This is a genomic window from Parabacteroides sp. CH2-D42-20 (genome assembly GCF_003670185.1).
GTDB lineage: Bacteria > Bacteroidota > Bacteroidia > Bacteroidales > Tannerellaceae > Parabacteroides > Parabacteroides distasonis.
Genome location: NZ_RAYG01000006.1, coordinates 1 through 25,311 on the forward strand (window position 1 = coordinate 1; position 25,311 = coordinate 25,311).

The 25,311-nt window shown below is 48.6% G+C and carries 16 protein-coding genes; 6 read left to right on the forward strand and 10 right to left on the reverse strand.

The genetic code is table 11. The annotated features are described in order from the left end of the window. Positions 1-203 (reverse strand): Dps family protein (locus D7V92_RS05300; protein ID WP_147441516.1); only part of this gene is annotated, 203 nt, incomplete at its 3' end. 637 nt (positions 204-840) lie between these two features. Here D7V92_RS05300 and mfd point away from each other — a divergent pair. The 6 genes from mfd to D7V92_RS05340 all read left to right on the forward strand — a co-directional run bounded on the left by mfd (position 841) and on the right by D7V92_RS05340 (position 11,585). Next, positions 841-4,203, forward strand: coding sequence for a transcription-repair coupling factor (gene mfd / locus D7V92_RS05315; protein WP_121772483.1), 3,363 nt, complete (start codon positions 841-843; stop codon positions 4,201-4,203). 27 nt (positions 4,204-4,230) lie between these two features. After that, positions 4,231-6,132 carry a long-chain fatty acid--CoA ligase gene (locus D7V92_RS05320; RefSeq protein WP_121772443.1) on the forward strand — a complete coding sequence of 634 codons (1,902 nt, stop codon included), beginning with the start codon at positions 4,231-4,233 and terminating at the stop codon, positions 6,130-6,132. Between the two features lie 24 nt (positions 6,133-6,156). Further along, positions 6,157-6,312, forward strand: coding sequence for a hypothetical protein (locus D7V92_RS22040; protein WP_162613644.1), 156 nt, complete (start codon positions 6,157-6,159; stop codon positions 6,310-6,312). Positions 6,313-6,658: 346 nt separating this feature from the next. Further along, a complete protein-coding gene (locus D7V92_RS05330) occupies positions 6,659-7,486 on the forward strand; it encodes a DUF6261 family protein (RefSeq protein ID WP_121772445.1) in 828 nt (275 codons plus the stop codon). A gap of 179 nt (positions 7,487-7,665) precedes the next feature. Then, positions 7,666-10,254 (forward strand): DUF5686 and carboxypeptidase-like regulatory domain-containing protein, encoded by a 2,589-nt coding sequence (locus D7V92_RS05335; RefSeq protein WP_009017228.1) that lies wholly within the window; start codon positions 7,666-7,668, stop codon positions 10,252-10,254. A 35-nt stretch (positions 10,255-10,289) separates the two neighbouring features. After that, positions 10,290-11,585, forward strand: a complete 1,296-nt coding sequence (locus tag D7V92_RS05340; protein WP_121772446.1) for a Na+/H+ antiporter NhaC family protein — start codon at positions 10,290-10,292, stop codon at positions 11,583-11,585. Positions 11,586-11,736: 151 nt separating this feature from the next. On the opposite strand, the gene D7V92_RS05345 is transcribed toward D7V92_RS05340, so the two are convergent. The 9 genes from D7V92_RS05345 to D7V92_RS05385 form a co-directional block, all read right to left on the reverse strand. Beyond that, positions 11,737-12,705, reverse strand: coding sequence for a hypothetical protein (locus tag D7V92_RS05345; RefSeq protein WP_005857787.1), 969 nt, complete (start codon positions 12,703-12,705; stop codon positions 11,737-11,739). A 6-nt stretch (positions 12,706-12,711) separates the two neighbouring features. Then, a complete protein-coding gene (locus D7V92_RS05350) occupies positions 12,712-13,254 on the reverse strand; it encodes a ferredoxin domain-containing protein (protein ID WP_005863072.1) in 543 nt (180 codons plus the stop codon). Between the two features lie 71 nt (positions 13,255-13,325). Next, positions 13,326-15,440, reverse strand: a complete 2,115-nt coding sequence (locus tag D7V92_RS05355) for a KamA family radical SAM protein (protein ID WP_121772447.1) — start codon at positions 15,438-15,440, stop codon at positions 13,326-13,328. 123 nt (positions 15,441-15,563) lie between these two features. Beyond that, a complete protein-coding gene (locus tag D7V92_RS05360) occupies positions 15,564-15,959 on the reverse strand; it encodes a response regulator (protein ID WP_009275015.1) in 396 nt (131 codons plus the stop codon). A gap of 131 nt (positions 15,960-16,090) precedes the next feature. Continuing rightward, on the reverse strand, positions 16,091-17,974 hold the full coding sequence (locus D7V92_RS05365; protein WP_121772448.1) for a TonB-dependent siderophore receptor: 1,884 nt from the start codon (positions 17,972-17,974) through the stop codon (positions 16,091-16,093). A 92-nt stretch (positions 17,975-18,066) separates the two neighbouring features. Next, positions 18,067-18,468: a nickel-responsive transcriptional regulator NikR gene (gene nikR, locus D7V92_RS05370; RefSeq protein ID WP_036615597.1), complete on the reverse strand. Its 402-nt coding sequence runs from the start codon at positions 18,466-18,468 to the stop codon at positions 18,067-18,069. A 90-nt stretch (positions 18,469-18,558) separates the two neighbouring features. Further along, complete coding sequence (locus D7V92_RS05375; RefSeq protein WP_121772449.1) at positions 18,559-20,154, reverse strand: SusD/RagB family nutrient-binding outer membrane lipoprotein; 1,596 nt, start codon at positions 20,152-20,154, stop codon at positions 18,559-18,561. 4 nt (positions 20,155-20,158) lie between these two features. Continuing rightward, the gene (locus tag D7V92_RS05380; protein ID WP_121772450.1) at positions 20,159-23,464 is read right to left on the reverse strand and encodes a SusC/RagA family TonB-linked outer membrane protein; all 3,306 of its coding nucleotides are present in this window, start codon (positions 23,462-23,464) and stop codon (positions 20,159-20,161) included. Positions 23,465-23,636: 172 nt separating this feature from the next. Beyond that, positions 23,637-25,301 carry a SusD/RagB family nutrient-binding outer membrane lipoprotein gene (locus tag D7V92_RS05385; protein ID WP_005863085.1) on the reverse strand — a complete coding sequence of 555 codons (1,665 nt, stop codon included), beginning with the start codon at positions 25,299-25,301 and terminating at the stop codon, positions 23,637-23,639. Positions 25,302-25,311: the final 10 nt, after the last annotated feature.

Genomic DNA, 25,311 nt, shown 5'->3' on the forward strand with positions numbered 1-25,311 from the left:
AACTCGTCAACCTTCTCGGCAGCGTTGTTGTACATATCCTCGAATTTACCATGAAGAACGAAGAAACCGTGTCCCTTGATATTCCAGTGGAAACCACGAAGGTTCGTATAGAATACTTGGTAGTCCGCCAATAATTGTTTCAAGCTTGCTACTACGTTACTTACCGCTGATGCGTCTAAGTGGATATAATCTAATGTTCTCATAATTGCTACTTTTTAATTTGTTATACTTTTTGCTTTTCTTGTACCACAAAGATACGGCAAGTATAAGTAGCTGTCAAACAGATAATTTTTATATCAAGATAGAGGAAATTTATTAAACTATTCCATACAATAAGTATGCAAATGACATGAATACATAAATAATTGGATACTAACATTTTAAAAAGACGATTATCATTTTCGAAAAACACGTACGTGTTTTTTTGAAAAGTCGTACATGTTTTTCGGGAAACACGTACGACTTTTTACAGAATCATACGGCAAGGAACTAGAACATACATAAAAATATACGATAAGTCTCCCTTTTTCAGGGGGCCCAAAAGCATTTCCCCCAAAATCCCCTACTCGAATTATCGCTGTGGTTTTAGAGAGCCGTAAAAGAATGAAGCCGTTGCGCCTCCGTCTATCAGAAAATTTCTTGCGCAGAGGATGGCAAAGATAGATGAGTCCGTTCTATAGCCACTTAGCAAATTTACAGATTCTCTTACCACATTTACGGATTTACCAATATCAATAGTCGTCTTTATCAAGGATTAGTTACTTGATAAAGAAAGAAACCGGACGAACACCTATAAAAACTTAAGCAAAAAGGTTACCTTTGCGGAAACAAGATTTCGCTTTGGAAGTACAAGAATTATTGAAACTATATGCCGCTCACCCGCAAGTGACGGCGCTGGACACCTTACTGAAAAACGATACGTCCCGCAATATATTCCTAAAGGGACTGAATGGCTCGGGTCCGGCAATGACGATCGCCTCTCTTTTTACGAAAGGAAGGGGAAGTTATGTGTGCGTGTTGAACGACCAAGAGGAAGCCGGCTATTTCTATCACGACTTGATGCAGCTTACCGCCAGCGATGAGGTATACTTCTTCCCATCCGCTTACCGGAGGGCCATCAAGTACGGGCATGTCGATCCGGCGAACGAGATCCTGCGCACCGAGGTACTCAGCCGGTTGCAAGACCCGGACGCCTCTTTCGTGATCGTCACGTATCCGGACGCCTTGGCGGAACGAGTCGTGGCCCGGGAGGTATTGAAGGAGAATACCTTAAAGATCAGCGTGGGCGAGAAGCTGGATAATATGTTTGTCTCCGACGTGCTGGACGAGTATGGCTTCGAGCAGGTCGACTATGTATATGAGCCGGGGCAGTACGCCCTCCGTGGCAGTATCCTCGACGTTTTCTCTTTCTCCAACGAGTTTCCCTACCGTATCGACTTTTTCGGCGACGAGGTGGAGACCATCCGTACGTTCGACGTGGAGACGCAACTCAGCAAGGAGAAGCTGGACAGCATCTATATCGTACCGGAGATGAGCAAGAACGCCAAGGATAGTACTTCCTTGCTAGGCTCCCTTCCCCGGAACACCTGCATAGCGGCGAGAGATCTCGCATGGTGCAAGGAGCGCATCGGAAGCGTATGGAACGACGATCCGGTGGTAGCCGACGAGGAATCCTTCGCCGATATCGACCAGATGCGGAAGAAATTAGTCCGGGGCGAGGACTTCCTACGGGAGGTCTTGGATTTCCGTCGCATCCATTTCGGGGCACGGCCGATGGGAACGGCGGACGCTACCATCCACTTCTCTACGCAAACGCAGCCGATCTATCATAAGAATTTCGACCGGGTGAGCGAGTCGTTCCATAAATACCTCGACGAGGGTTATACGTTATATATATTGAGCGATCAAGAGAAACAAGCCAACCGTATCCGGATGATTTTCGAGGATAGGGGCGACAATATCCCTTTCACCGCCGTAAACCGCACGATACACGAGGGATTCGCCGACGATACGCTACGCATCTGCTTTTTCACCGACCATCAATTGTTCGACCGCTTCCACAAGTTCAACTTGAAGAGCGATAAGGCACGAAGCGGAAAGATCACCCTTTCACTCAAGGAGCTGAACCAGTTCTCGCAGGGGGATTATATCGTACATATCGATCATGGCGTAGGACAGTTCGGAGGATTGGTACGCACCGAGGTGAACGGTAAGATGCAAGAGGCCATCAAATTGATCTATCAGAATAACGATATCATCTTCGTCAGCATCCATTCCCTGCATAAATTATCGAAATACAAGGGGAAAGAGAGCGGCGAGCCGCCTAAGTTGAGCAAGCTCGGCACAGGCGCTTGGGAAAAGATGAAGGAACGTACCAAGGCGAAGGTGAAGGATATCGCCCGGGACTTGATCCTCCTCTATTCCAAACGCAAGCAAGAGACGGGTTTCGCCTACACGCCGGACAGCTTCATGCAGCATGAGCTGGAAGCCAGCTTCATCTATGAGGACACGCCGGACCAGATGAAGGCTACCGCCGAGGTCAAGGCGGATATGGAAAGTACCCGTCCGATGGACCGGTTGATTTGTGGAGACGTTGGTTTCGGAAAGACCGAGGTGGCTATCCGCGCGGCATTCAAGGCGGTATCGGACAATAAGCAGGTGGCCGTGTTGGTACCCACCACCGTACTGGCTTTCCAGCATTACCAGACGTTTTGTGAGCGCTTGAAGGATTTCCCTTGCAAGATCGATTATATCAGCCGGGCCCGTACGGCCGCGCAAATCAAGGCTACCTTGAAAGAGCTGAAAGAGGGCGAGGTGAATATCTTGATCGGCACCCACCGGATCGTCGGCAAGGATGTACGTTTCAAGGATCTGGGCTTGCTTATCATCGACGAGGAGCAGAAGTTCGGGGTATCCGTCAAGGAGAAGCTTCGGCAGATGAAGGTGAACGTGGACACCTTGACAATGACGGCCACCCCGATCCCCCGTACCTTACAGTTCTCCTTGATGGGGGCCCGGGACCTTTCCAGCATCACCACGCCACCGCCCAACCGTTATCCCGTGCAGACGGAGGTGGAGCGTTTCAATCCCGATATCATCCGGGAAGCGATCAATTTCGAGATGAGCCGGAACGGGCAGGTATTCTTCATCAACAACCGTATCCAGAACATTTACGAGATGGAAGCCTTGGTACGGCGAGAAGTCCCCGACGCACGGGTAGCCGTGGGGCACGGGCAGATGGAGCCGGAGAAGCTGGAAAAGATCATCCTCGATTTCGTGAATTATGAGTATGACGTATTGATCGCTACCAGTATCGTGGAGAGCGGCATCGACGTGCCCAACGCCAATACGATCATCATCAACAACGCCCAGCAATTCGGGCTTAGCGACCTCCATCAGCTACGCGGACGGGTAGGACGAAGCAACCGGAAAGCCTTCTGCTACCTCCTTTCCCCGCCCCTCACCTCGCTGACGCAGGAGGCACGGCGCAGGTTGCAAGCGATCGAGAACTTCTCCGAGCTGGGTAGCGGTATCCATATCGCCATGCAAGACCTCGACATCCGGGGAGCCGGGAACATGCTAGGCGCCGAGCAAAGCGGTTTCATCGCCGACCTAGGCTATGAGACGTACCAGAAGATCTTGGAGGAGGCGGTAGACGAGTTGAAAAGCGAGGAATTCGCCGATCTTTACGCCGATAATGCCGAAGGGCACCGGGATACGGGCAGCGAGTACGTCCGGGAGACCTATATCGAGAGCGATCTGGAATTGATGTTCCCTCCCACCTACATCCCCAACGACTCGGAACGTATTTCCCTATACCGGGAGTTGGATAATATGGAGGAGGAACGTGACATCCTCGCCTTTACGGAGCGCCTGAAAGACCGCTTCGGCAAGATACCGAAGGAGGGCAAGGAGTTGATCCGGATCGTGCGCCTCCGTCGTATGGCCAAGAAACTGGGTATGGAGAAGGTGATCCTGAAGAAAGGGCAGATGAGCCTCTTCTTGGTGAATAACCCGGACAGCCCGTATTACCAAAGCGAGGCGTTCGGCAAGCTGCTGGGCTTCATCCAAAAGCATCCCCGTGAATGCAACCTCCGGGAGCAGAATGGCAAGCGAAGCATCGTGATCAAGAACGTCCCTACGGTGGAAGCGGCATGCGGCTACCTGCAAGAGATGGAAAAAATAAACTCAACCAACTTTTGACACATCCTCTTACAAACACGAAAAGATATGGAAAAGAAAACGATTATAGACCTTTTTGAGAGTTCAGCCAAGCGATTCCCGAGTAATCCTTTTTTATGGGAGAAGACGGGCAAGCGATTCGAGCCAACCACTTACGCCGAGGTTCGCGACCTCGTCTATGAGGAAGGCGCCGGCCTCATATCGCTGGGTGTGCGAAAGGGGGATAATATGGCTTTACTGAGCGAAGGGCGCAACGCGTGGATCATCGGCGAGCTGGCCATGTTCTACGCCGGGGCGACGAACGTGCCCCTATCGATCAAGCTGGAGGAGGCGAACGACCTCCTGTTCCGTCTCGTCCACGCCGACGTGAAATATATCATGGTATCGGGCCAGCAACTCAAGAAAATCCGGGCGATCAAGGATCAGCTCCCCGCCGTACGGAAGATCATCGTACTCGATGAGCAAGCTGAATACCAAGACCGTGAGATGTCGCTGTCCGAGATACGCCGGATGGGGAAGGTCTATCTGGGTATTCATCCGATAGAGGAGTTCTTGGCGATCGGGCAATCGCTGGGCAACGATGATTACGCCACCATCACCTATACCTCCGGCACGACCGCCGATCCGAAAGGCGTGATCCTCACCCACCGTAACTATACGGCGAACGTGGAGCAAGCGCTCACTTGCGTGGATATAGACGATACGTGGCGTACGTTGGTGATACTCCCGCTGGACCATTGCTTCGCCCACGTGGTAGGATTCTACATCTTCATGTCGAAGGGAGCCTCGGTAGCTACCGTGCAGGTAGGGCGTACCGGTATGGAGACCTTGAAGAATATCCCTATCAATATAAAGGAGTTCAAGCCGTACCTGATACTGAGCGTCCCCGCCTTGGCGAAGAACTTCAAGAAGAATATCGAGCAAGGTATCCGAGCGCGAGGCAAGAACGCCGTCCGCCTTTTCAACCTAGCCTTACGGATCGGTTATATCTATAATGGGGATAGCGACGAGGAGGAAGGAAAAGGTTTCCGCGTCCTCTTGAAGCCACTGGTCCGTTTGTTCGACAAGCTATTGTTCGCGAAAGTCCGTGAGAACTTCGGGGGCGAGCTGAAGTTCTTTATCGGAGGGGGCGCCTTGCTGGATAAGGACTTGCAGAAGTTCTATTACGCCTTGGGAATCCCGATGTACCAAGGATACGGGCTGAGCGAGGCGACACCGATCATCTCGACCAACGGCCCCCGCCGCCATACCTTCGGCAGTAGCGGCGTATTGGTGCGGCCTCTCGACCTAAAGATCTGCGACATGGACGGCAACGTACTTCCTCCGGGAGAGACGGGCGAGATCGTCATCCGGGGAGAGAACGTGATGGCCGGCTACTGGAAGAACCCGGCATCGACGGCCGATACCGTAAAGGAGGGTTGGCTGTACACCGGGGATATGGGATATATGCGTGACGGGCTTCTTTATGTGTTGGGGCGTTTCAAGAGCCTGCTGATCGGAAGCGACGGGGAGAAATACAGTCCGGAGGGTATAGAGGAGGCCTTGGTAGAGCATTCCTCTTGCATCGACCAGCTGATCCTGTACAATAACCAGAGTCCGTACACGACCGCCCTGTTGGTCCCTAACAAAGAACGGTTGAGGAAGCATCTGGCCCACCAGAATCTGGACCTCACGAGCGATCAAGGCCGGGAAGAGGCCATCCGTATCATCCAGCGCCAGATCGACCGTTTCCGCAAGGGAGGCGACCTGTCTAGTATGTTCCCTGATCGTTGGTTGCCGACCACCTTCGCCATCCTCCCCGAGCCTTTCACCGAGCAAAACGGCATGGTAAACAGCACCATGAAGATCGTCCGGGGCAAGGTAGAGAAAGCCTACGCCGCCCGTATCGCCCAGCTCTATACCCCCGAGGGGAAGAACCCGCAGAACAAGTGGAACAAGGAGGCGTTGTAGAGACGCGGCGTGCTCGCCTACTCCATGCACCCCCGAGAAGGCTCCCTAAGCACGAAGCAGTATTACAACCCGGAATATTATCCGTTCTTGGTTCCTACGTTAGATGACAATGGCAAGCAGATCGGGGATCTGGTACAGCCTGAGGGCGGCACGCGTATCATCGTGATCAAGAAGAAATGATTTATCGGCGAGGCCCGGCCACCAAGGTTGGGCCTCGCATTTTTTACAGATTTGACCTCGCGCCCGATATAAGTCCCATTTCAAATTTGAAATTCCACCTCGCACCCGATGTAAGCCCCATTTCAAAATTGAAATTCCACCTCGCGTCCAATGCAAGCCCAGTTTCAAAATTGAAATTCCGTTTCGCACCCAATGTAGGCCCCATTTCAAAATTGAAATTCCATTTCATGCCCGATGTAAGCCCGAATATATGAAAAATGCGATAGGTTTTGGTGGCTGGATCCCAAAATTATCATACCTTTAGCACTGTAAAACGGATCTAGCGATCCTCCTAAAATTTTCAGATATGGAAAAAATAACCAAGGTGAATATTATTTATTTACAGAGATTGAACAACGCCGAGTACCGAACCTTCATGGCCCGCTACGGGAACCTGCTCGCGGGTGGCGGAGGCGACTCGGAATCTCCCGACGAGATCAGCTTCGACCCGAACGACCCGCTGGGCATCCCCCAAGAACTTCGTACGGCCTTCGCCACCGATTTCGCCCTGCTGACCGACGCCGTGAACCAATCCTCGGCCAGCGAGGAGACCGCGCAGATGTCCGCCCTCGACAAGGAGAGGGATGATCTCTTGATCTTCATTACTTCCACTATTACCCAAATGACGAAAAGCCCGCTGGCGGCGCAACGCACGGCGGCCGAGAAGCTATACCTTCCCGTGAAGCCCTACATCGGAGCCGCGCGCCTCGCCAACTTGCAGGAGACGGCCGCCATCGAGGGCTTGCTGGTAGACCTCGACAAGGCCGGGATGCCCGAGGCGCTGGCGGCGATCAACCTCACCGAAGTAGTAGCAGCGCTGAAAGAGAAGAACAAGCAATACGCCACGCTCACCGAGCAACGCGCCAACGCCAAGGCGGACGACCCCGTAGAGAGCGCCAAGAAAATCCGCCTACGCATGGACGAGGAATACGACGAGATGTCCACCTACGCCTTCGCGCAAAGCGTGGTGAAGCCCACTCAAGAGACCGCCGCCTTCATCAACCGCCTCAACGCGCTGGTCGACGAGACGAACGCCCTCTACAACCAACGCATAGCGCAGGCGAGGGCCGCAGCCGCCAAGAAACAAGAAGGCGACAAGCCCGCTACCGACAGCGACTCGCCATCAGAGATATAAAATAATGAAGATCTTTTTCGTTAAATAATGAAGCTCGCGTTTTCTACCGCCGGGTTTCCCATCGAGCGGTGGGAAACCCGGTGATTAATGATTATTAATAGCCTCTCCCCCCTCCCTCCCACGAAAAAAACATACCTTTGCCAACAGTATTATCCGTGAAGGAATAACGAGACATTTACATGATAAGATCTATTCGCTATATCACTTTGCTAGTCCTGTTACAATTCGTGACCGGCATTTCCGTCCTATACGCCCAGAGCATAACTTCCGCGTCCGGAATCGTGAGAGACTCCGTAAGCGGGGAACCCCTATCCTACGTATCCGTCATGTTCGAGAACTCGACGATCGGGGCGATGACCGACGATGACGGGGCTTTCAGCCTCCAGAATGACAAAGGGCTTACCCGGCTGGTCGTATCCTCGCTTGGATATGACAATAAGGTCGTAAACCTAAAGGCGGGGCAAAAGAACAACGCCCTCAACGTGCTCCTCCGGCCTACCTCGTTCGAGATTGCCGAGGTAGTCGTCAAGCCTAAACGTGAGAAATATTCCCGCAAGGACAACCCCGCCGTGGAACTGATCAAGAAAGTCATAGAGCATAAGAACGACAACCGCATCGAGGCGAAGGACGAGTACCAAAGCGAGGTGTACGAGAAGCTCAGCATGTCGCTGGACGACTTCAACCCCAATCTCGAGAAGAATAAGTTCCTGAAGAAATTCAAGTTCATCAAGAACTATCTGGATACCTCGGAGTTCAACGGGAAACCGATCCTGACGATCTCCGTCCGTGAGACGATCTCCGACCAATACTACCGCAAACATCCCAAGGCGGAGAAGACGATCACCAAGGCCAAGCGCCAGCAGGGTATCGACAAGACCTTGGACGATGGAGGCGCCATCACCGCCAACCTTGAGGAGATATTCAAGGGCGTCAATATTTTCGACAACAATATCAATATCTTGTTGAACCGTTTCGTGAGCCCGCTGTCTTCCACGCTGGCCGTCACCTATTACAAATATTATATCATGGATACGGTGGACGTTGCCGGAGATAAATGTGTGGATCTCGCCTTCGTGCCCGTAAACAGCCAGAGCTATGGTTTCACGGGCCGCTTGTACATCACGCTGGACGGTAATTACGCCGTCAAGAAATTCCTCTTGAACACCCCGGCGAACATCAACCTCAACTGGGTGGACAAGCTCCGGATCGAGCAAGAGTTCAAGCGGATGCCGGATAGCACTTGGGTGCTCGCCAACGAGAATACCTACGTTAATTTCTATATCGTAAAAGGGGCGCAACAGCTCTATGCCCACCAGCTAAGGAATTTCGATAAGTATCAGTTCGACGTGCAGAACGCCGACTCGATCTTCGGCCTTCTCGGTCCGATCCATGAGTTGCCCGAAGCCACCGCCCAGACCGACACCTTCTGGATACACAACCGCCATGTCCCCTTGAAAGAGAAAGAGAGCGCCTTGGACGACTTGCTGGCGCAACTTCGCAAGGTACCGGCTTTCAACGTGATCATCAAGACCGCCGAGATATTGATCACCGGTTATATCCCGACCACGGCGGACAAGGATAAGAGCAAGTTCGATTTCGGACCGATGAATACCACTTTCAGCGCCAACCATCTGGAGGGCTTCCGCATGCGTGTGGGAGGTATGACGACGGCAAACCTCAACCCGCACTGGTTCGGTAGCGGTTATCTGGCCTATGGCGTAAACGACCGTAAGCTAAAGTATAACGCCAAGCTGACGTATAGCGTGAACAAGAAGAAATATCACGAGGGAGAAAGCCCGGTGAACAACATCTCCGCGATCCAAGAGTACGACGTATATACGCCCGGTCAGGACTTCCTCTTCACCAGCAAGGATAATATGTTCGTGGCATGGAAGGTAGGCGAGCCCGTCACCATGATGCAATACATCCGCAAGACCATGCTCCAGTACCAGAAGGAATGGCTGAATGGCCTGACCCTTACCACTTGGGCGCGGAACGAGAACAACGAGGCGGCCGGAACGCTCCGCTACGACCGTTACAACGCCGACGGGACATTGACGAACCTAAAGAGTTTCACCAACACGGAGCTAGGGGCCCAGCTTCGTTTCGCCCCGGGCGAGCGTGCCTATAACGGACGAGAGGGTAAGAACTCTCTTTTCAACCTCTCGAAAGACGCTCCTGTATTCAAGCTATCCCATCAGATGGGATTGAAGAACGTGTTGGGGGGCGACTTCAACTACAACCATACGGAGATCAGCGCCGAGAAACGGATCTGGCTCTCTTCCTTCGGACATATCGACGCCTTGGTGACGGCGGGCAAGGTATGGGACAAGGTCCCTTTCCCCTTGCTCATCATGCCGAATACCAACCAGTCCATCACGATCCAGCCGCAAGCCTTCAACATGATGCGTGCGCTGGAGTTCGTAAGCGACCAGTATGTTTCGTTCTACTTCACGTATTATATGAAGGGATGGATCTTAAACCGTATTCCCGGCGTGAAGTGGCTACGTTTGCGTGAGGTGATATCGTTCAGCGGTTTCTACGGAGGACTGACCGATAAGAATAACCCGGCCTTGGACCCGACGGGACTATACCGCTTCCCCGAGGGAACCTCGCCGATGGGCCGTACGCCTTACCTGGAGGCCAGCGTAGGTCTGGAGAACATCTTCAAGATATTACGGATCGATTATTACCGCCGCTTGACGTATCTGGACCAACCGAATATCAAGAAGGGGGGCGTGCGTATAGCGCTGCGGTTCTCCTTTTGAGAATTGAAAATTGAGAATTGAAAATTGAAAATTAAATGGGGGAGTTGGAACGCAGACCGAACGCATGGGCGTTGACGCCGCTGGTGGTATTCTTATTGACTTATTTGGTGGTATCTATCGTGGCGGGAGATTTCTATAAGATGCCGATAACGGTAGCCTTCGTCATCTCCTCGATCGTAGCGATAGCGATCTCCAAGGGAGGCAAATTAAGCAACCGTATCGAGCAGTTCTGCCGGGGGGCGGCCAACAGCAATATCATGCTGATGGTATTGATCTTCATCCTCGCCGGGGCGTTCGCGCAGACCGCCAAGGCGATGGGTGCCGTAGACGCTACAGTGAATCTGGCGATGTCCATCCTGCCCGGTAACCTGTTGGCGGCCGGAATCTTCCTAGCCGCTTGCTTCATATCCATCTCGGTAGGTACGTCGGTGGGCACGATCGTGGCCTTGGCCCCGGTAGCCGTCGGTATAGCGGACAAGACGGGGATGCCGGACGCCCTTATGCTGGGTGTCGTGGTAAGCGGCGCCATGTTCGGCGATAACCTGTCGTTCATATCCGATACGACCATCGTAGCTACCCGCACGCAGGGTTGCCAGATGTCCGATAAGTTCAAGGTGAATATCCGTATCGCCCTCCCGATAGCGATCCTGACCGGATTGATATACGTGCTGGTGGGAAGCGGCGTGGAGAACGCTTACGCTCCGGCCCCGATCGAATGGGTCAAGGTGATCCCTTATCTGGTGGTATTGGTAACCGCCGTTTGCGGGATCAATGTCATGCTGGTGCTATTCATCGGGATCGTCCTGTCCGGTATAGTAGGTCTGTGGACCGGCAGCTTCGATATCTGGGGCTGGAACGCCTCCATGGGACTAGGTATCACGAATATGGGCGAGCTGATTATCGTGACGCTTCTGGCAGGAGGCATGTTGGAGATGATCCGTTATAACGGGGGTATCGACTGGATCATCCGCAAGCTTACCTCCCGCATCCATTCCTCCAAGGGGGCCGAGATGAGCATAGCGGCCTTGGTGAGCTTCGCCAACCTTTGCACGGCCAACAATACGATCGCCCTCATCATGGCCGGCCCGATCGCCAAGGATATAGCGGACCGGTTCAAGATAGATCCCCGCCGCAGCGCCAGCCTATTGGATATCTTCTCTTGCTTCGTACAGGGAATCATCCCCTACGGCGCCCAGATGTTGATGGCCGCCGGACTCGGGCATGTCTCCCCTATCGAGATCATGCAATATCTTTACTACCCGTATCTATTGGGAGCAGGCGCCTTATTGGCGATCTTATTCAATTACCCGAGGAAATATACACACGTATAGGCTGCCCGTCCTTACGAAAAAACACAATAGTATTCAAAGCAAAAAGACTATTGTGTCCGGGATTGAATACTATTGTGTTCGCTGATGAATACTACTGTGTTCAGGTGGGAACACGGTAGTGTTTGGGAGCGATGGGAATACCGCTGTCGGATTAGCCGAACAAATCCAGCGTAAGCTGTTTCTTCGCGGCTTCCAGTTTACGAAGATGCCGCTTGCCTTGAGGGGTGACGATCTCCATCTTATCGAAACGGGTACGTATCACCGTAGTCACGGTATAGCTCACGTTGACCACCTCTCCTAGCTCCGACAGACGGCGAGCGATCTCCAAGACGCAATCGATGCACATACCGCTCGTGAACGAGATCTTGTCCTCGAACATCTGTTTCTTGAAATCCTCATCTTGCATATAGAAATCGATCGTCTCGCCTCCCTTGTTGTAGATACCTTTCCACCGATACTTACTATCTTTCAGTACCGGCGAGATGATCTCTATCGTGGCCTTATTATCCTTGACCGTAGGCAGATCGTCGCTACGCAAGATAAAATAATCGAACTGGTCCCGTTTCACCTCCAGCGAACCGGAACGGTTGCGATCCTTCTCGTTCAACTCACGTACCGAGATTTTCGTCACCTTCGGATACCCTTTCAAAGCCTCGTAGAAATTAGACTTACACTTACAGAAACGGGGCGAGGCGTTCAACAGGTCGATCAAGCGGTGTGAAGGCGTAGCCCCCGGAGTCTTCAGCCGTAGTTCACGGCGTAACTTGAACAGCTCACGCTGCATCTCCTCCTCGTCCGCCGGCGTACGATCCATCAGCGGTTGTCCACCTACCGACAAGGAAGGACGGGTCAATATCTGCATCACCAAGTTCAACACGATAGAGATAGAGCGGCTACTCTCCCCAGCCACGCCCAGCTTCTCACGGAAACCACCCTCCTTATCGTAAGGCTCGTTGTAAACCGTCAGCTTCACGTCCAGCATATCCGCCAAGGAACGTATCAGCGTAAGAATCTCCTTCTCACACCGGTGCTTGGTCATGGCATCCATATAATTGGATTTATTATTAAAGGAATAACGTATCTCCAGCTTATTCGCGAATTTTAGAATAGAGTCACTCATTTGTTTCTAGTTTTTCGGTTCTTCTTTCGGTTTACGATCAAAAAACGGGTTCTTCGACGAGGCGCTGACCGGTATCGCCATCACGCATTTACAGTCTCCCAACAGCCCCAATCGCTGGGCCGCCAAGCCGGCGCTGAACATGACACGAGTATCCACACGCAGGTCCGCCGCCGTAGCGCAAGCCGAGCCGATAGCGATACCCAGATCGACGGAATTAATAGCGCACGGAACCAAGTCCGGCTTCTCCACGCAGGTATCGAAACCGCAATGGGCACAGTTCAAGCCTTGTACTTTCTGGGAGGTACCGATAATCACCACGGCGTCGGCACTCTTTATATTCTCGGCGTCACGGAGCAGGAACTTGAATCCGGTCTCGGCCGCTATCCGGATCATCTCATCGGACAAGCGCAAGATATCCCCATCCGTCACCATCGCTATCTCTATGATATCAATACCCTTGCCTTTAGGAGCCGTGCGAGCGGCTGTCATCATACGGCGTGCGGCCTGTAACACAAGCTCATGCCTGATTTCTCTTTCGTTCTGTATCATATCCTTCTAAATTCAGTGAAACAAAATTAAGCAAAATATACGAAACCAAGGCAAACATATGAGGATAGAATTCATAATTCAAGATTAGTCATTCGGTCCGTGGCCTTAAAGGGATAAGCCGGGTATTCATAAATACTGAAGCGAGGCTCCGTCTCTCCCTCGCAATAATTCCAGATCGTACGGTACTCATTGACATCCTCGCCCATCTCCTTCAATTGCCTAAGGTAAGCGGCCACGGATTTATTCTCCACGATATAAACCTCACCCATTTGATCGATAATCGGGCTATGCCGACGGCTCCCGTCGTGATCGAACTTAAGAATCCGCTTTCCCTCGGAAGTCAGGCCTATGGTATGGAAAGTCATGCTCTTACCAATAGCGGGCAAGTTCAATACATTACGATCCGTACCTGCGAACAACAACCCGTTTTCCTTCAGGAAACGAACCAAACGCTTGCCTAAAGGACGTTGGTTACGGATCATATCATACAACTCCGCCTGTTTCTCCTTCGGCACCTGCCCGAAGATCTTCTCCTCACGAGCCTCTTGCAACGAGCGGCTATTCGGGGTGTAAACCGCATAATTCTCCCGGAATCCTTTCACGGAGAACGTATAATAGCAAACCACCCCAAGGGCGTTTAAGGTCTGCCGTAATTTCGCCGTATGCCCCCTACGGGAAGCCGAAACCGTATATACCAACTGATTCGTGATCGTCCAGCCCGCCGCCAAGATCGCCTCGATAGCGTGCCTCGCCTCCGGTGTCACCTCTAGTGGAGACTGGAAATGCGTTTGTATATAGAACTGGCTCACGCCGATAGCGGAAGCCTTCTCCTTGAACTCCCTCAATATACCGACCAACTCATCGGTCACACGCAGCGGAAGATAAGCCAGCAACCGGGAACCTAGCCGTACCCGTTGCAACTCGGCGTACTTCTCGCCCTCCGGACGGCTCTCGTTCGCCTTCCGTTTCCGCACCGCCATCTTATATACCGCCTCCAATATCTTACGCAAGGTAGCGTTCTGGCTCATCAAGGCATCCCCGCCCGTTATCAGGATATCCCTCAGCTGGGCGTCTTCCTCGAAATAACGCATCAGACGACGTAACTTCCGGTCCCAACTCTCCTTAGGCTTCAGAGCCTCGAAATCGAAATTCAACCGCTCGCTCTGAAAATCATACATGCGCTGGCAAGAAGCGCACAATCCACCGCAGGCACGCCCCATTGAATCGGGGATCAAGATCGCCACCTCCGGATACCTCCGGTGTATATTATGTCCCTCCGGCAATAGCCAACCCGCCGCGTTCGGCTCATCGGCAACGACCATGTCTTCCTTTTCCCACGCCTTAATGCTTCCATACGTATCTACCAGCTCGTTCGAGTACATGATGTACGATCGCACCGTAGCGTCGTCATACCCCTCATGTTCTATATTTAATAGGGAAAGATAATAAGGAGTCACAAAAAAGGGCATCCCCTTCTTTTTGGCACGGGCCAATAAGCTCATCGTCTCGTCCGACAGGGAATATCCCAAAAAGGAGTTCAATTCCGTAGGACTCTTGATCGCCATCGACAAATGGAAACGAGCGGTATTCCACCATTCACGTACCCGGGCCTCTTTCTCCTCATAGGAGATGCCCTCGGCGAACTGAAAACGTGACGAAGGGCTATGGCGTCTTTCTATCTTCTTGATCAAGCAAGCGATGATACGCTCCTTGTTCCTCTCACGGATAGCGATTACCTCCGGGTCGAGCCCGGTCGGCCAGCGGCTCATCTGCCTTTTCACCAATGCCCGGTCCGGTAGGATCTCAACCGGATATTCCAATAAATCAAACTGATGGTATAGGTCGATAAATAAATCAGGAGAGACCTCATTTTCCAAATGGCCGGTCAGGAACTGCCAAAGATAAGTGACCGTCCGCACCGGAAGACGCTCGCCCGTAGACAGCTCGTCCACGAAAGTATCATCATGCTCAATCAAAAGAAGGATACGTCTCGCCACCGCCATTCCTACGTTTTCTTGGGTACTTTCCTTTTCCGTGAGCCGGGATAAAATAAGAGAACGCAAAGCATCCTTAAAATACTTTGCGTTCTCACTTTCTTCCGCTAAGGTCACCAACCAAGGGAAGCTCTGATTATATACTTTTTTCAGTTTAGAAATGTCGGATACAAGATGTTCTTTTTTTATCATAAGCATGTCATTTTTGTAGATTAGAATACATTTGTAAAGCGCCCTCTTGACGATTTTCTACAAAAATAACAAAAAATACGGCAAAATGCCGTTTATACAAATCTAAAACATCTTAATAAATCCTTACCATACGATCGACGGACAATACTGCGATATCGTATTTTTCAATACCTTTAGATTGATCGGCTTCGTGATAAAACCGGAAGCCCCGGCTTCTTTAGCGGCTTCCATATCAGAGTCGAATACATAAGCCGACTGCATGATTACGGGGATATCTTTCGATAGCTTACGGATTTCCTTCAAGGACTCGATACCCGTCATCTCAGGCATCTTTATATCCATCAAGATCAAGTCCACCTCGTTTTCCTTAAAGAGAGCCAAAGCTTCCAAACCAGTTTTAGCACGGATCAAATTACAATATTTATGTAAAATGGTCTTCAGAAGTAAATAATTACTTTCCTCATCCTCCGCGATTAGCAACGTGGGCTTTCCTCCACCCAAATCATTTTTCACATCCATATATATAACGTTTTATTCTTTTAATCAAAATCAAATAAACTCTGATGAAGCAAAGATAAAACAAATATTAGAAAGTAGACATAAAATTCAAGGAGATATGAGTATTCGGGGAAGTTCTTTTTCCACCCATGCTAGAAAGTTACGTCTATACCTCCCATAAATATCGCCTTCGGCATCGGGAATCCTTCGTTGATGGAATAACGGGTAGCCGTTAAATTCTCTCCTTTGACAAATAGATTCAAGCCTTTATCACGTGTACCGAAACGGTAGGCTGCTTTCGCGTTCAAGGTTGTAAAATCTTCCTTCTCTGTACAACCTTCATTGGTATATAGATCAAAGATAGATTGTACATTTACATTTAAAGTAAAACGTCCCGGTTTATAAACAGCCCCTACATAAAATTTTTGACCGGGGGCACCCGGAATAGGCTTACTCATATGCAGATAACTGTAATTTAAATTCATACTTAAATTCTCACAAATTTGATAACGAGTTTCAAACTCAATACCTTTATTTGTAAAGGTACCCGTATTTAGATTCTTGAAAGGAGGCCTATTATCCCCATTTACGCTCACCGAATAAATCATATCTTTCCCATCAATAAAAAATGCGGTTAACTCAGCATATAAATCACCACCCAAAAAAGATTGTCCGACAGCCACCTCATAATTCAACATACTCTCCGGTTTCAAATCTGGATTTGCAGCTCCCCACATATACATTTCACGAATATTGGGGCTACGAAAACCTCTAGAAACAGAAGCCCGAATCATATTTCCCTCAAAAGGACGAACAGTCACTCCCCCTTGAGGGACCCATTCTCCACCATAAGTACTGCTGTGCTCATAACGAACGCCGGCATTCAAACTTAACATATCAAACAAATCCTGTTGCATAATGACATATCCAGCCGTTTCATTCACAGTTTTGTCAACCAATTCTTTTTCAGAGCCATCGTTATTATCATTCCAAGCATGTCCACCCCAGTTTTTATAATCAATACCTACGGTAAAGTTATTCCCTTTAAACAAACGAAAAGACTCATACAATAAGACACCGACGTTGTGGTCATCAGATCGGAATAAATAAGTCAATGGTTTCTCTCCCGGATCGTAGCCATCATTAATCTTATGATTTCCCCAATTATAAAACAAACGTAAAGCCCCGCTCATTTTCCCATAATTATTTACCAAAGCCATAGATGCCGTACCACGCAGGATATCCATCTTATTATCTAATACAGGAGCCGAGATCTTCCCTGGATTTTGAAATTTAGATTTAGCTAAGCTAACATCTCCTGTTATCTTATAATGTTCATTGAATGTATATCCCAAATTAGCAAAACCATTAGTAATATTAAAATCCGAATTCGGACGATGTCCGTCAGTACGATCATGGTTAATTGAGACAAAACTACTGAACTTCCCAACGTTAAAACCATTATTCACCATATATTTTTGTGTGTTATAGGAACCATACATCACACGGGCCTGCGTACGCCTTCCTTCTTGTTTATGATGACGAGTGATAATATTAACAACTCCTCCCATAGCGTTTGAGCCATATAATAAAGAACCCGGTCCACGGATAACTTCTACCCGCTCAACATCCGAAGCAACATATGTATCAGGTAATGCATGTCCGAACACACCTGCCCATTGCGGTTGTCCATCAAACAACATCAAAACCTTATTTCCACTCCCTACGCCACGAATATTTACGGTTCCAGCCGCTCCTTCCGAAACACCAAATCCTGTGATTCCTTTTTGTGTCACAAATAATCCCGGCACATACTCCGATAATACAGGAAGCAACGCCGATTCACTGCTAGCCTCAATCTCTTCCCGTTCGATGACCGAGATAGATAACGGCACACTGTTCCGGTTCACATGGATCTTGTTGGCGGAAACCACCACCCCTTTCAAATTGATCAGACTGTCAATCTCTGCCGGATCTATCGCAAACGCCATGGAGCCTATCAACAGTCCGGAAACTAGTAAAAGTTCTTTTCTCATATACTACTTACATCTATAATATTTATCATTTTAAACATCCCGTAGTGGCACGTTCACCAGAAAACGTGTTACCAAGCCTGCAAAAAAAAGCATTAATCCGCCCGGCTCATCACCAACTTACCATGCTTAATGCCTTTGATTGCCGTCAACTTATCCGACAATTCTGTCAAGCGGTGAGCCGTTCCCATCACCGTCACTATATGCAAGCAAAAATTCTGATTGATATAATACTGGGAAGACGACAAGATCACATCCTTATAATTTTGTTGGATACCCGTGATTTTCAAGGAGATCTCTTTCTTGACTTGGTCATACATGATCACGATCGTCCCGGCTACGATATGGTTGCATTGCCATTTACGTTCGGCTACATTCTTCTCTATCAGAAAACGAATCGCCTGTGAACGATTGGCGAAGCCATTCTCATTCACATATTGATCCAATGATTCCAACAGATTGTCTTCCAAAGAGACACCAAAACGTTTTAAAGACATAAACCCTTTTTTTATAATTTTCGATGTCAAAGGTAGTATTTTTTAGGGGAATCTCGGTATTATATTGGCAGGAAGAGGAAAAATCAGTCGCTAATCACGAAAATTCACTCCGGTATCCCACCATAAGCGGGTACCTCCGGTATCCGGACCTCCCAAATACTCACACAAGACGGAATATTGAGCCGGGTTACCGGAAATAATGCTAACCGGGAAATTCAAACGACGAATCATCGTTCGCGTATCGATCTTTCCATTGCTTTTATTCACCAAAACCGGGAACAAACGGGGATAACCGGTACGCCTCTGCTCCGCCCAAGCCTCACAGCCCTCGGGGTAACAAGCGATCCATTTTTGGGTAATGATCTTCTCCAGCTTGGTCTCCCTAGAGGCTTCTTCATCCCATGCCGGAGACACCAAGCAAAGCGCCTTCGCAGAATAGTCGGGAGTAAACGTATCCACGAAATCGGCGGCTACATGATCACTTTGTAAATAAGCGTTCGCCTCTCCTACCCTCCATTGATTGAACGATGATCGTACGCCTTGCTCATAGCAAGTCCCGGCGTCCTCCCCGGACCAGCCCCGCAAGGCTGCCTCCGCACGTAAGAACCAAACTTCCGCAGGCGTCATTAAGATAGCGTCCGTTTTCTGGGTAATCGTGCTTCTCGAATGCTCACTATAGCGGGAATGATTAAATCCTGTCCCTTGCCGGATTCCACGGTACTCCCCGGAATATCCCTGTCCGGTAGCAGGCTCAAAATAACGGGATAACCGAGGGTCTTTATATCCTTTAAGGATCGATTCCATATTAGCGTTCATAAAAACCTCTCCCCACGCCTTATTGATCTCCCCCAGCGGATTCGAATAGCCGGTTCCGGCGGTAGAAACCGCAACGACCTCATAAGCCTCCTCCAGCAAACCGGCTGGATGTGTCAGCGACTTATGCGCCTCATCCCTTGCCTTATCAGGGTCGGCCATAGCGATACGAATCGCCAAGCGCAAACGTAATGAGTTGGCGAAACGCATCCATTCCCCAAACGTCCTGTAATTCTCCGGCATAATCATATCGAAACGAGAAAAGGTTTCCTCTCCATCATATTCAGACAGCAGGTGAATAGCCTCCCCCAAATCTTGGAAAAAAGCATAATAAGCGTCTTTCTGGGAATCCGGCATTACCCCGGCATCCGACTCCCCAAACTTTGTATACACGATCGGGCCATAATAATCCGAGATCCGATGCATGATCTCTACTTTCAGTATTTTAGCGATCGCATAGAAAGCCGGATATTTGTCACGGGAATGATCTTCCGTCTGCTTTATCTCCGTCATGATATATCCATACGTATTATCCCACATCGTACCATTCCAGCCATCCTGCAAATTATAGACCGTATTCCCCAATCCTGCGTTGAAGGGTTTAAAATCATGCATATAACCGGAAAACATATCCGCATTCAGATTTTGCATCGTCTGGAAATGCCAGTTCTTACCACTCCCCCAATCATAATTAAAATAAATCCCCATCTGGACTACCTTTAGCCAGACACCGAACGTATTATAATCATACGTTTTCTGCTCATCGGTAAAACCCGTATTATCGGTATTATACTCCTCGAATTTACCCGTACAGGAAAAAAGGAGCAACACGGCCAACAGACCTGCCATCTTATTCAGAAATCTCGTCTTCATACGCTTAGAATGAAAGTTTCACATTAAAGCCGACACTTCTCGTAGTCGGTATCCCGAATATATCAATCCCTTGATTGCTATTGCTCGCCGAAAGCACGGCATCCGGATCAAATGGAGCCTTTTTATAAATAAAGAATAGATTCCGGGCGACAAAAGACAGTTCCGCCTTTTTGAGAAATTGTTTTCTCCCCAGCAATCTCTTCGGTAGCGTATATCCCAAAGATAACTCCCGCAAACGGATATTGGTAGCATCGTACATATAATATTCAGTCACACCGTTTCGTCCTCCCACCTGCTCATAAAATCCTTTTATGTTATAAATATGATGCCCTTCCAAATCCACATACCCCATCGTACGGGCCTCTCCGGAAACCTTACTCACTCCCGTTTGGTCAAGCACAGCCTGAGTCTGGGCCAGCACATCTCCCCCAAAATGCCCGTCAATCAAGAAATAGAACGAGAAATCCTTATACGTGAAACTATTTCCCCAACCCAATAAGAACGCCGGATTGCAATTCCCCACCTTAGCCGTATTCCCGCTGCCGATCTCTTGGGGCAAGCCGTCCCGACCATACACGATCGCACCATATTTATCCCGCTCAAAAGCTTTCCCATAGATATCACCAAACGAGCCACCTTCCACCAAACGCATCGTATAGCTAGAGGAGAATCCTTCATCTCCTTGAATAAAGCTAGCCAAATCATCATGTAGTTTCTTTACTTCATTTTTATTCCGGGAAAAGTTGAGTGTCGTATTCCATTTAAACTGATTCGTTAAGATAGGAACCGCACCGAACGTCAATTCCACTCCCATATTCTGTATATTTCCCGCATTCACAAAATAATACTTGTATGCGGCTCCAGCGGAAGAAGGTAAAGAGAAGAGTTGATTTTTCGTATTGGTCTTATAGAACGTAAGATCCACGTCCATACGATAATCAAAGAATTTCCATTCGGTACCTATTTCAAAAGAACTGCTCATCTCCGGCTTCAAGGTACCGAACGGAGCCGTATCATTCGGCTGGGGAATCCCGCCCGCAGCGATATGGCCTACCGTATTGCTAACGAATAAGGGTATATCATTACCCACCTTACTCCAAGAAGCCCGTACTTTCCCAAAAGATTTCAAGGAAGGCATCGAAAAGGATTTAGGGATAATCCAAGAAAGACCGACTGAAGGATAGAAAAAACCTCTTGATTTACGTTCCGTAAACGCAAGGGTAGATGACCAGTCATTACGTGCGGTCACATCTAAGTAAAGGCTTTCCTTATATCCCAACTGCGCCATAGCAAAAAAGGATTGCATTTGCCGGCGTGCGTCATCCGACTCCTCGATATAGGCACTGGACGACATGTTAATATTAGCGATCGTAAAGACATTCGGATAATACAAGGAAGCCGTTTTCGAATCCAGCCTCAACGCACTGGTGCGTGTGTCCGTTATGCTCGTACCGATAGCGGCGTTCAAGGAGAAATCATCCCAGCTCTTATTCAATTTAGCCATCAAATCCCCATAGAGCAACGTAGTCTGGTAGGTGTAATAAATGTAACGCCCGTTCTCACCGGCGATACCCGGAGAGGTAGAAGCGTATATTTCCTGCTGATACTTATCATTCACATAATCGATATTTCCACGGCCCTGTAATGTAAGCCAATCTGTCACCTTGAAACTAGCGGAAGCCAACGCCAACACACGGGCACGTTTGTCCTCGTTTTCCGTACGGTTGACCAACCAATAAGGATTTTGCTCAAAATCAGTAATCGTAGTATACCAGTTCTGGACGTTCATATTCCGTTTCTCGTTATATACCTCAAAGTTCTCCTTATAAGGTGCCATATCCATCCCTCTAGGAAACGTGTATAAACCTTGTAACGGGTTCATATAAAATCCCCCGGCCGTAGGTTTTCCTTTGATTGTTTGGAGTATCAAGTTTACCTGCCCCTCCAAGATCAAACGATCATCAAAGAAAGAAGAACTTTCACGGAGATTAAAATTATGCTTGCTTAAATTATTCTTAGGAACGATGCCCCGTGCGGTCGTATTGGCATACGAAAAATAATTTTGCACATGGCTATTCCCTGCCGTAAATATCAATGAGTTAATAGCGGTAATACCCGTCCGGAAGAAATCGCCGACAGGGTCATAGACCGGAAGAGAAGCCCGGTCTCCCCAACAAGTTTCCGCCCCTTCCATCCGTCCGAACTCATTCTGAAACTTGGGGAGACTGATCGCTTGATCAACAGTCAGCGACGAGGAGAAATGAATATTCCGTACCCCGGCCTTACCTTTTTTCGTTTTGATCAAGATCACACCGTTCGCCGCTTGTCCCCCATACAACGCAGAGGCCGAAGCCCCTTTCAAGACACTCAAACTCTCTATATCATCAGGATTTAGATTAGAGATACCATCGCCCGCATCCCGGTTACCGGCATCGGCCGTACCACCGATCGTTGTCAAGGCTTGCTCACTGCTAATGCTCAAGATCGGGACACCGTCTATCACATACAAAGGCTGGTTATTTCCGGATGCGGAACGACTACCTCGAATAATCACCCGGGACGAGCTACCCAGACCGGCGGAAGTCCGGTTAATCTGGAGTCCAGCCATCTTTCCGGAAAGCGTACTCATAAAATTAAAATCCTTGGCCCTTACCAATTCCCCACCTGTGATTAACTGGGTGGCATAAGGCAAGGAAGATTCTTTCTTCTCGATACCAAGAGCCGTAACAACTACCTCGTCCAAAATCTGGGCGTCATCCTCCAACTGCACATTCAATGACAATTGCCCCTCATACTCAATTTCCCGTGAACGATAACCGATATAAGAAAAAACCAAAGTAGCCTCCTCGGGAAGCTCCAATACAAAGCTGCCATCCATATCCGTAATCGTACCGTTTCTCGTTCCTTTTTCCACCACATTCACGCAGGCAATAGGCTCTCCTTTGTGATCGGTCACAATGCCTTTTACCTTACCATCCAGCTTTTGTTGCATTTGGATTATCGCCTCTTTCTTATTCAAGATGATCTGGTCATTCATGACCGTATAGACGATCTCCGTGTTCTTAAATAATAAATTTAAAATCTCGAAAACCGTACGTCCGGATAAAGATTTACGCACTTTCTCAGATAAATTGATCACCTGAGCGTCATAAATAAAAGAATAATTGGTTTGACTCTCAATCTCATCCAGAGCGCCAGCCAAGCTAACCGGGGGAGAGATACGAATATAGGATTCCGAACGTTCCTGTTGGGCGCCCAGCGGGAATATACATAATAATAGTAGAATGAAGATATAAATATATAATCTCATAATTTACACACGCACAATTTATCATGGGTAAATGTAAGAATTATTATCTAATACTATTCAATTATAACAAAAAATTCTCGCTTGGAGTACTGTTCTTCACAGATAAGTATCTCCAAACGAGAATAACCATCAGCTTCTGTTAAAGCTCAATATAATCAATCTGTCTGTTTATTTATTTTGAAGATGTGCAATAGTTGGAATTCTTATCCCACCAAATCGGGGTCGAAACCACATCACCTTTCCCACCTAACATGGATTTGCCTTTCTCATATTCAGCAGCATTTACCAATTGCTCTTTCATCGGGTATTTCATACGTTTGATAAAATTTTGAGGATTCAAGATATTTGTATCACTATTATTATATACAGCTTGATCTCGATAAACAGCCACATCCAAACGAGGCAAGTTCAAACGACGCTTGTCATTCCAAGCTTCCTGCGCCAAATCTGGAAGTCCGGCGATATATTTCTGCGTGATGATCTTCTCTAAAGCCGTATTGCCTGCGCCTTGTTGATCGTCATATTTCGCGCTGGTACCAGCCTCATTCTTTTCCGTGGAAGCCAAATACTCCTCAACATCACCCGATACACCCCAAGTCTCGAAGGAAGCACGTACACCTGCCTCATAAGCAGCTTTAGCATCACCGGCGACCAAATTACGGGCGAACAACTCAGCTTTCAAGAAATCAACTTCCTCAGAAAGGAACATATCATAAGGACGAGATTTATACGGAGCGCCATCTTTAATAATAAAGCCCATCTCTGCACATTGCTTAGACTGATAAATACCAGTATTCGCCTCCTCTGCTTTCGCACCGTATACCAAACCTTTCCAATCACCATTCTCAATACCCGGCTGGAACATCTTCGGGGCACGAGGGTCTACCTTAGCGGGATGTACATTCGATACGGCAACTCCGGATGTCTGGTTTACCACGCCGGCAGGCCAATCGATATTACCGATATTAGTCACTAATTTCTCAAATGACTTAGACATACAGATCGGACCGCTCCAAGTAATCTGGAACATCGTATAGTTATAGTCCTGTCCCCAAGAACCATCCGCTTTTGGAGGCATATAAGCATTATCAGCCTTGCTTGAGATCAAACCACAAGGAGATGTCAAAGCGGCATTTGCCTCAGCGACACATTTCTCTCGATCCACCTCAGATAGACGAACAGCGAAACGAAGACGCAAGGAGTTTCCAAATTTTTTCCAAAGAGAAACGTCATTCTTATAGACCAAGTCGATACCTGCATCCGAGAATATAGGCTCAGCGCTATCGCTAAAGCTATTCAACGCCTCATCCAATTCCGTGAAATATTCATAATAGATATCCTTCACCGATTTATAAGGAGGATTATCTTCTACGGTAGCATAGGCCGGGAAAGGCATCGGACCAAACTTATCCGCAGCCAGGCTATGGATATACACACGCCAGATACGAGCGAAAGCGATCGTATTAGCGTATAAGTCCTTATCTTTTTCCATCAAACTACGGATCACGATATTGATAGAAGAAATCTGTGTCAGATACGCTTGCCATGTTAAATTGTTCCACTCGTCATTTTGGATATAATTCTTAGTTGCCCAACCACCGCCATCGACCAACATTTGAGAGTAGAAATCAATTTGCAAAGGTTTCAAGCGTTGTTCCACATCACCATCGATAATCATCCCACCACGTAGCGTAGAGGCCAATCGAGGTTCGCTCATATTGTAATTTACATCATCCGTCGGCTTATCCGGGTTATCATTTATACCTGTCAGGTCGCAACTGGCCATACTCGCCATCATAAACGAACAAGCTGCTAATATCTTTATATTACTTTTCATAATAATTCCA

Coding starts and splice junctions, on each gene's coding strand:
- D7V92_RS05320 (WP_121772443.1), top strand. CDS start 4,231: ATGGAAAAGAAAACGATTATAGACCTTTTTGAGAGTTCAGCCAAGCGA.
- D7V92_RS22040 (WP_162613644.1), top strand. CDS start 6,157: ATGCACCCCCGAGAAGGCTCCCTAAGCACGAAGCAGTATTACAACCCG.
- D7V92_RS05330 (WP_121772445.1), top strand. CDS start 6,659: ATGGAAAAAATAACCAAGGTGAATATTATTTATTTACAGAGATTGAAC.
- D7V92_RS05335 (WP_009017228.1), top strand. CDS start 7,666: ATGATAAGATCTATTCGCTATATCACTTTGCTAGTCCTGTTACAATTC.
- D7V92_RS05340 (WP_121772446.1), top strand. CDS start 10,290: ATGGGGGAGTTGGAACGCAGACCGAACGCATGGGCGTTGACGCCGCTG.
- D7V92_RS05345 (WP_005857787.1), bottom strand. CDS start 12,705: ATGAGTGACTCTATTCTAAAATTCGCGAATAAGCTGGAGATACGTTAT.
- D7V92_RS05350 (WP_005863072.1), bottom strand. CDS start 13,254: ATGATACAGAACGAAAGAGAAATCAGGCATGAGCTTGTGTTACAGGCC.
- D7V92_RS05355 (WP_121772447.1), bottom strand. CDS start 15,440: ATGATAAAAAAAGAACATCTTGTATCCGACATTTCTAAACTGAAAAAA.
- D7V92_RS05360 (WP_009275015.1), bottom strand. CDS start 15,959: ATGGATGTGAAAAATGATTTGGGTGGAGGAAAGCCCACGTTGCTAATC.
- D7V92_RS05365 (WP_121772448.1), bottom strand. CDS start 17,974: ATGAGAAAAGAACTTTTACTAGTTTCCGGACTGTTGATAGGCTCCATG.
- nikR (WP_036615597.1), bottom strand. CDS start 18,468: ATGTCTTTAAAACGTTTTGGTGTCTCTTTGGAAGACAATCTGTTGGAA.
- D7V92_RS05375 (WP_121772449.1), bottom strand. CDS start 20,154: ATGAAGACGAGATTTCTGAATAAGATGGCAGGTCTGTTGGCCGTGTTG.
- D7V92_RS05380 (WP_121772450.1), bottom strand. CDS start 23,464: ATGAGATTATATATTTATATCTTCATTCTACTATTATTATGTATATTC.
- D7V92_RS05385 (WP_005863085.1), bottom strand. CDS start 25,301: ATGAAAAGTAATATAAAGATATTAGCAGCTTGTTCGTTTATGATGGCG.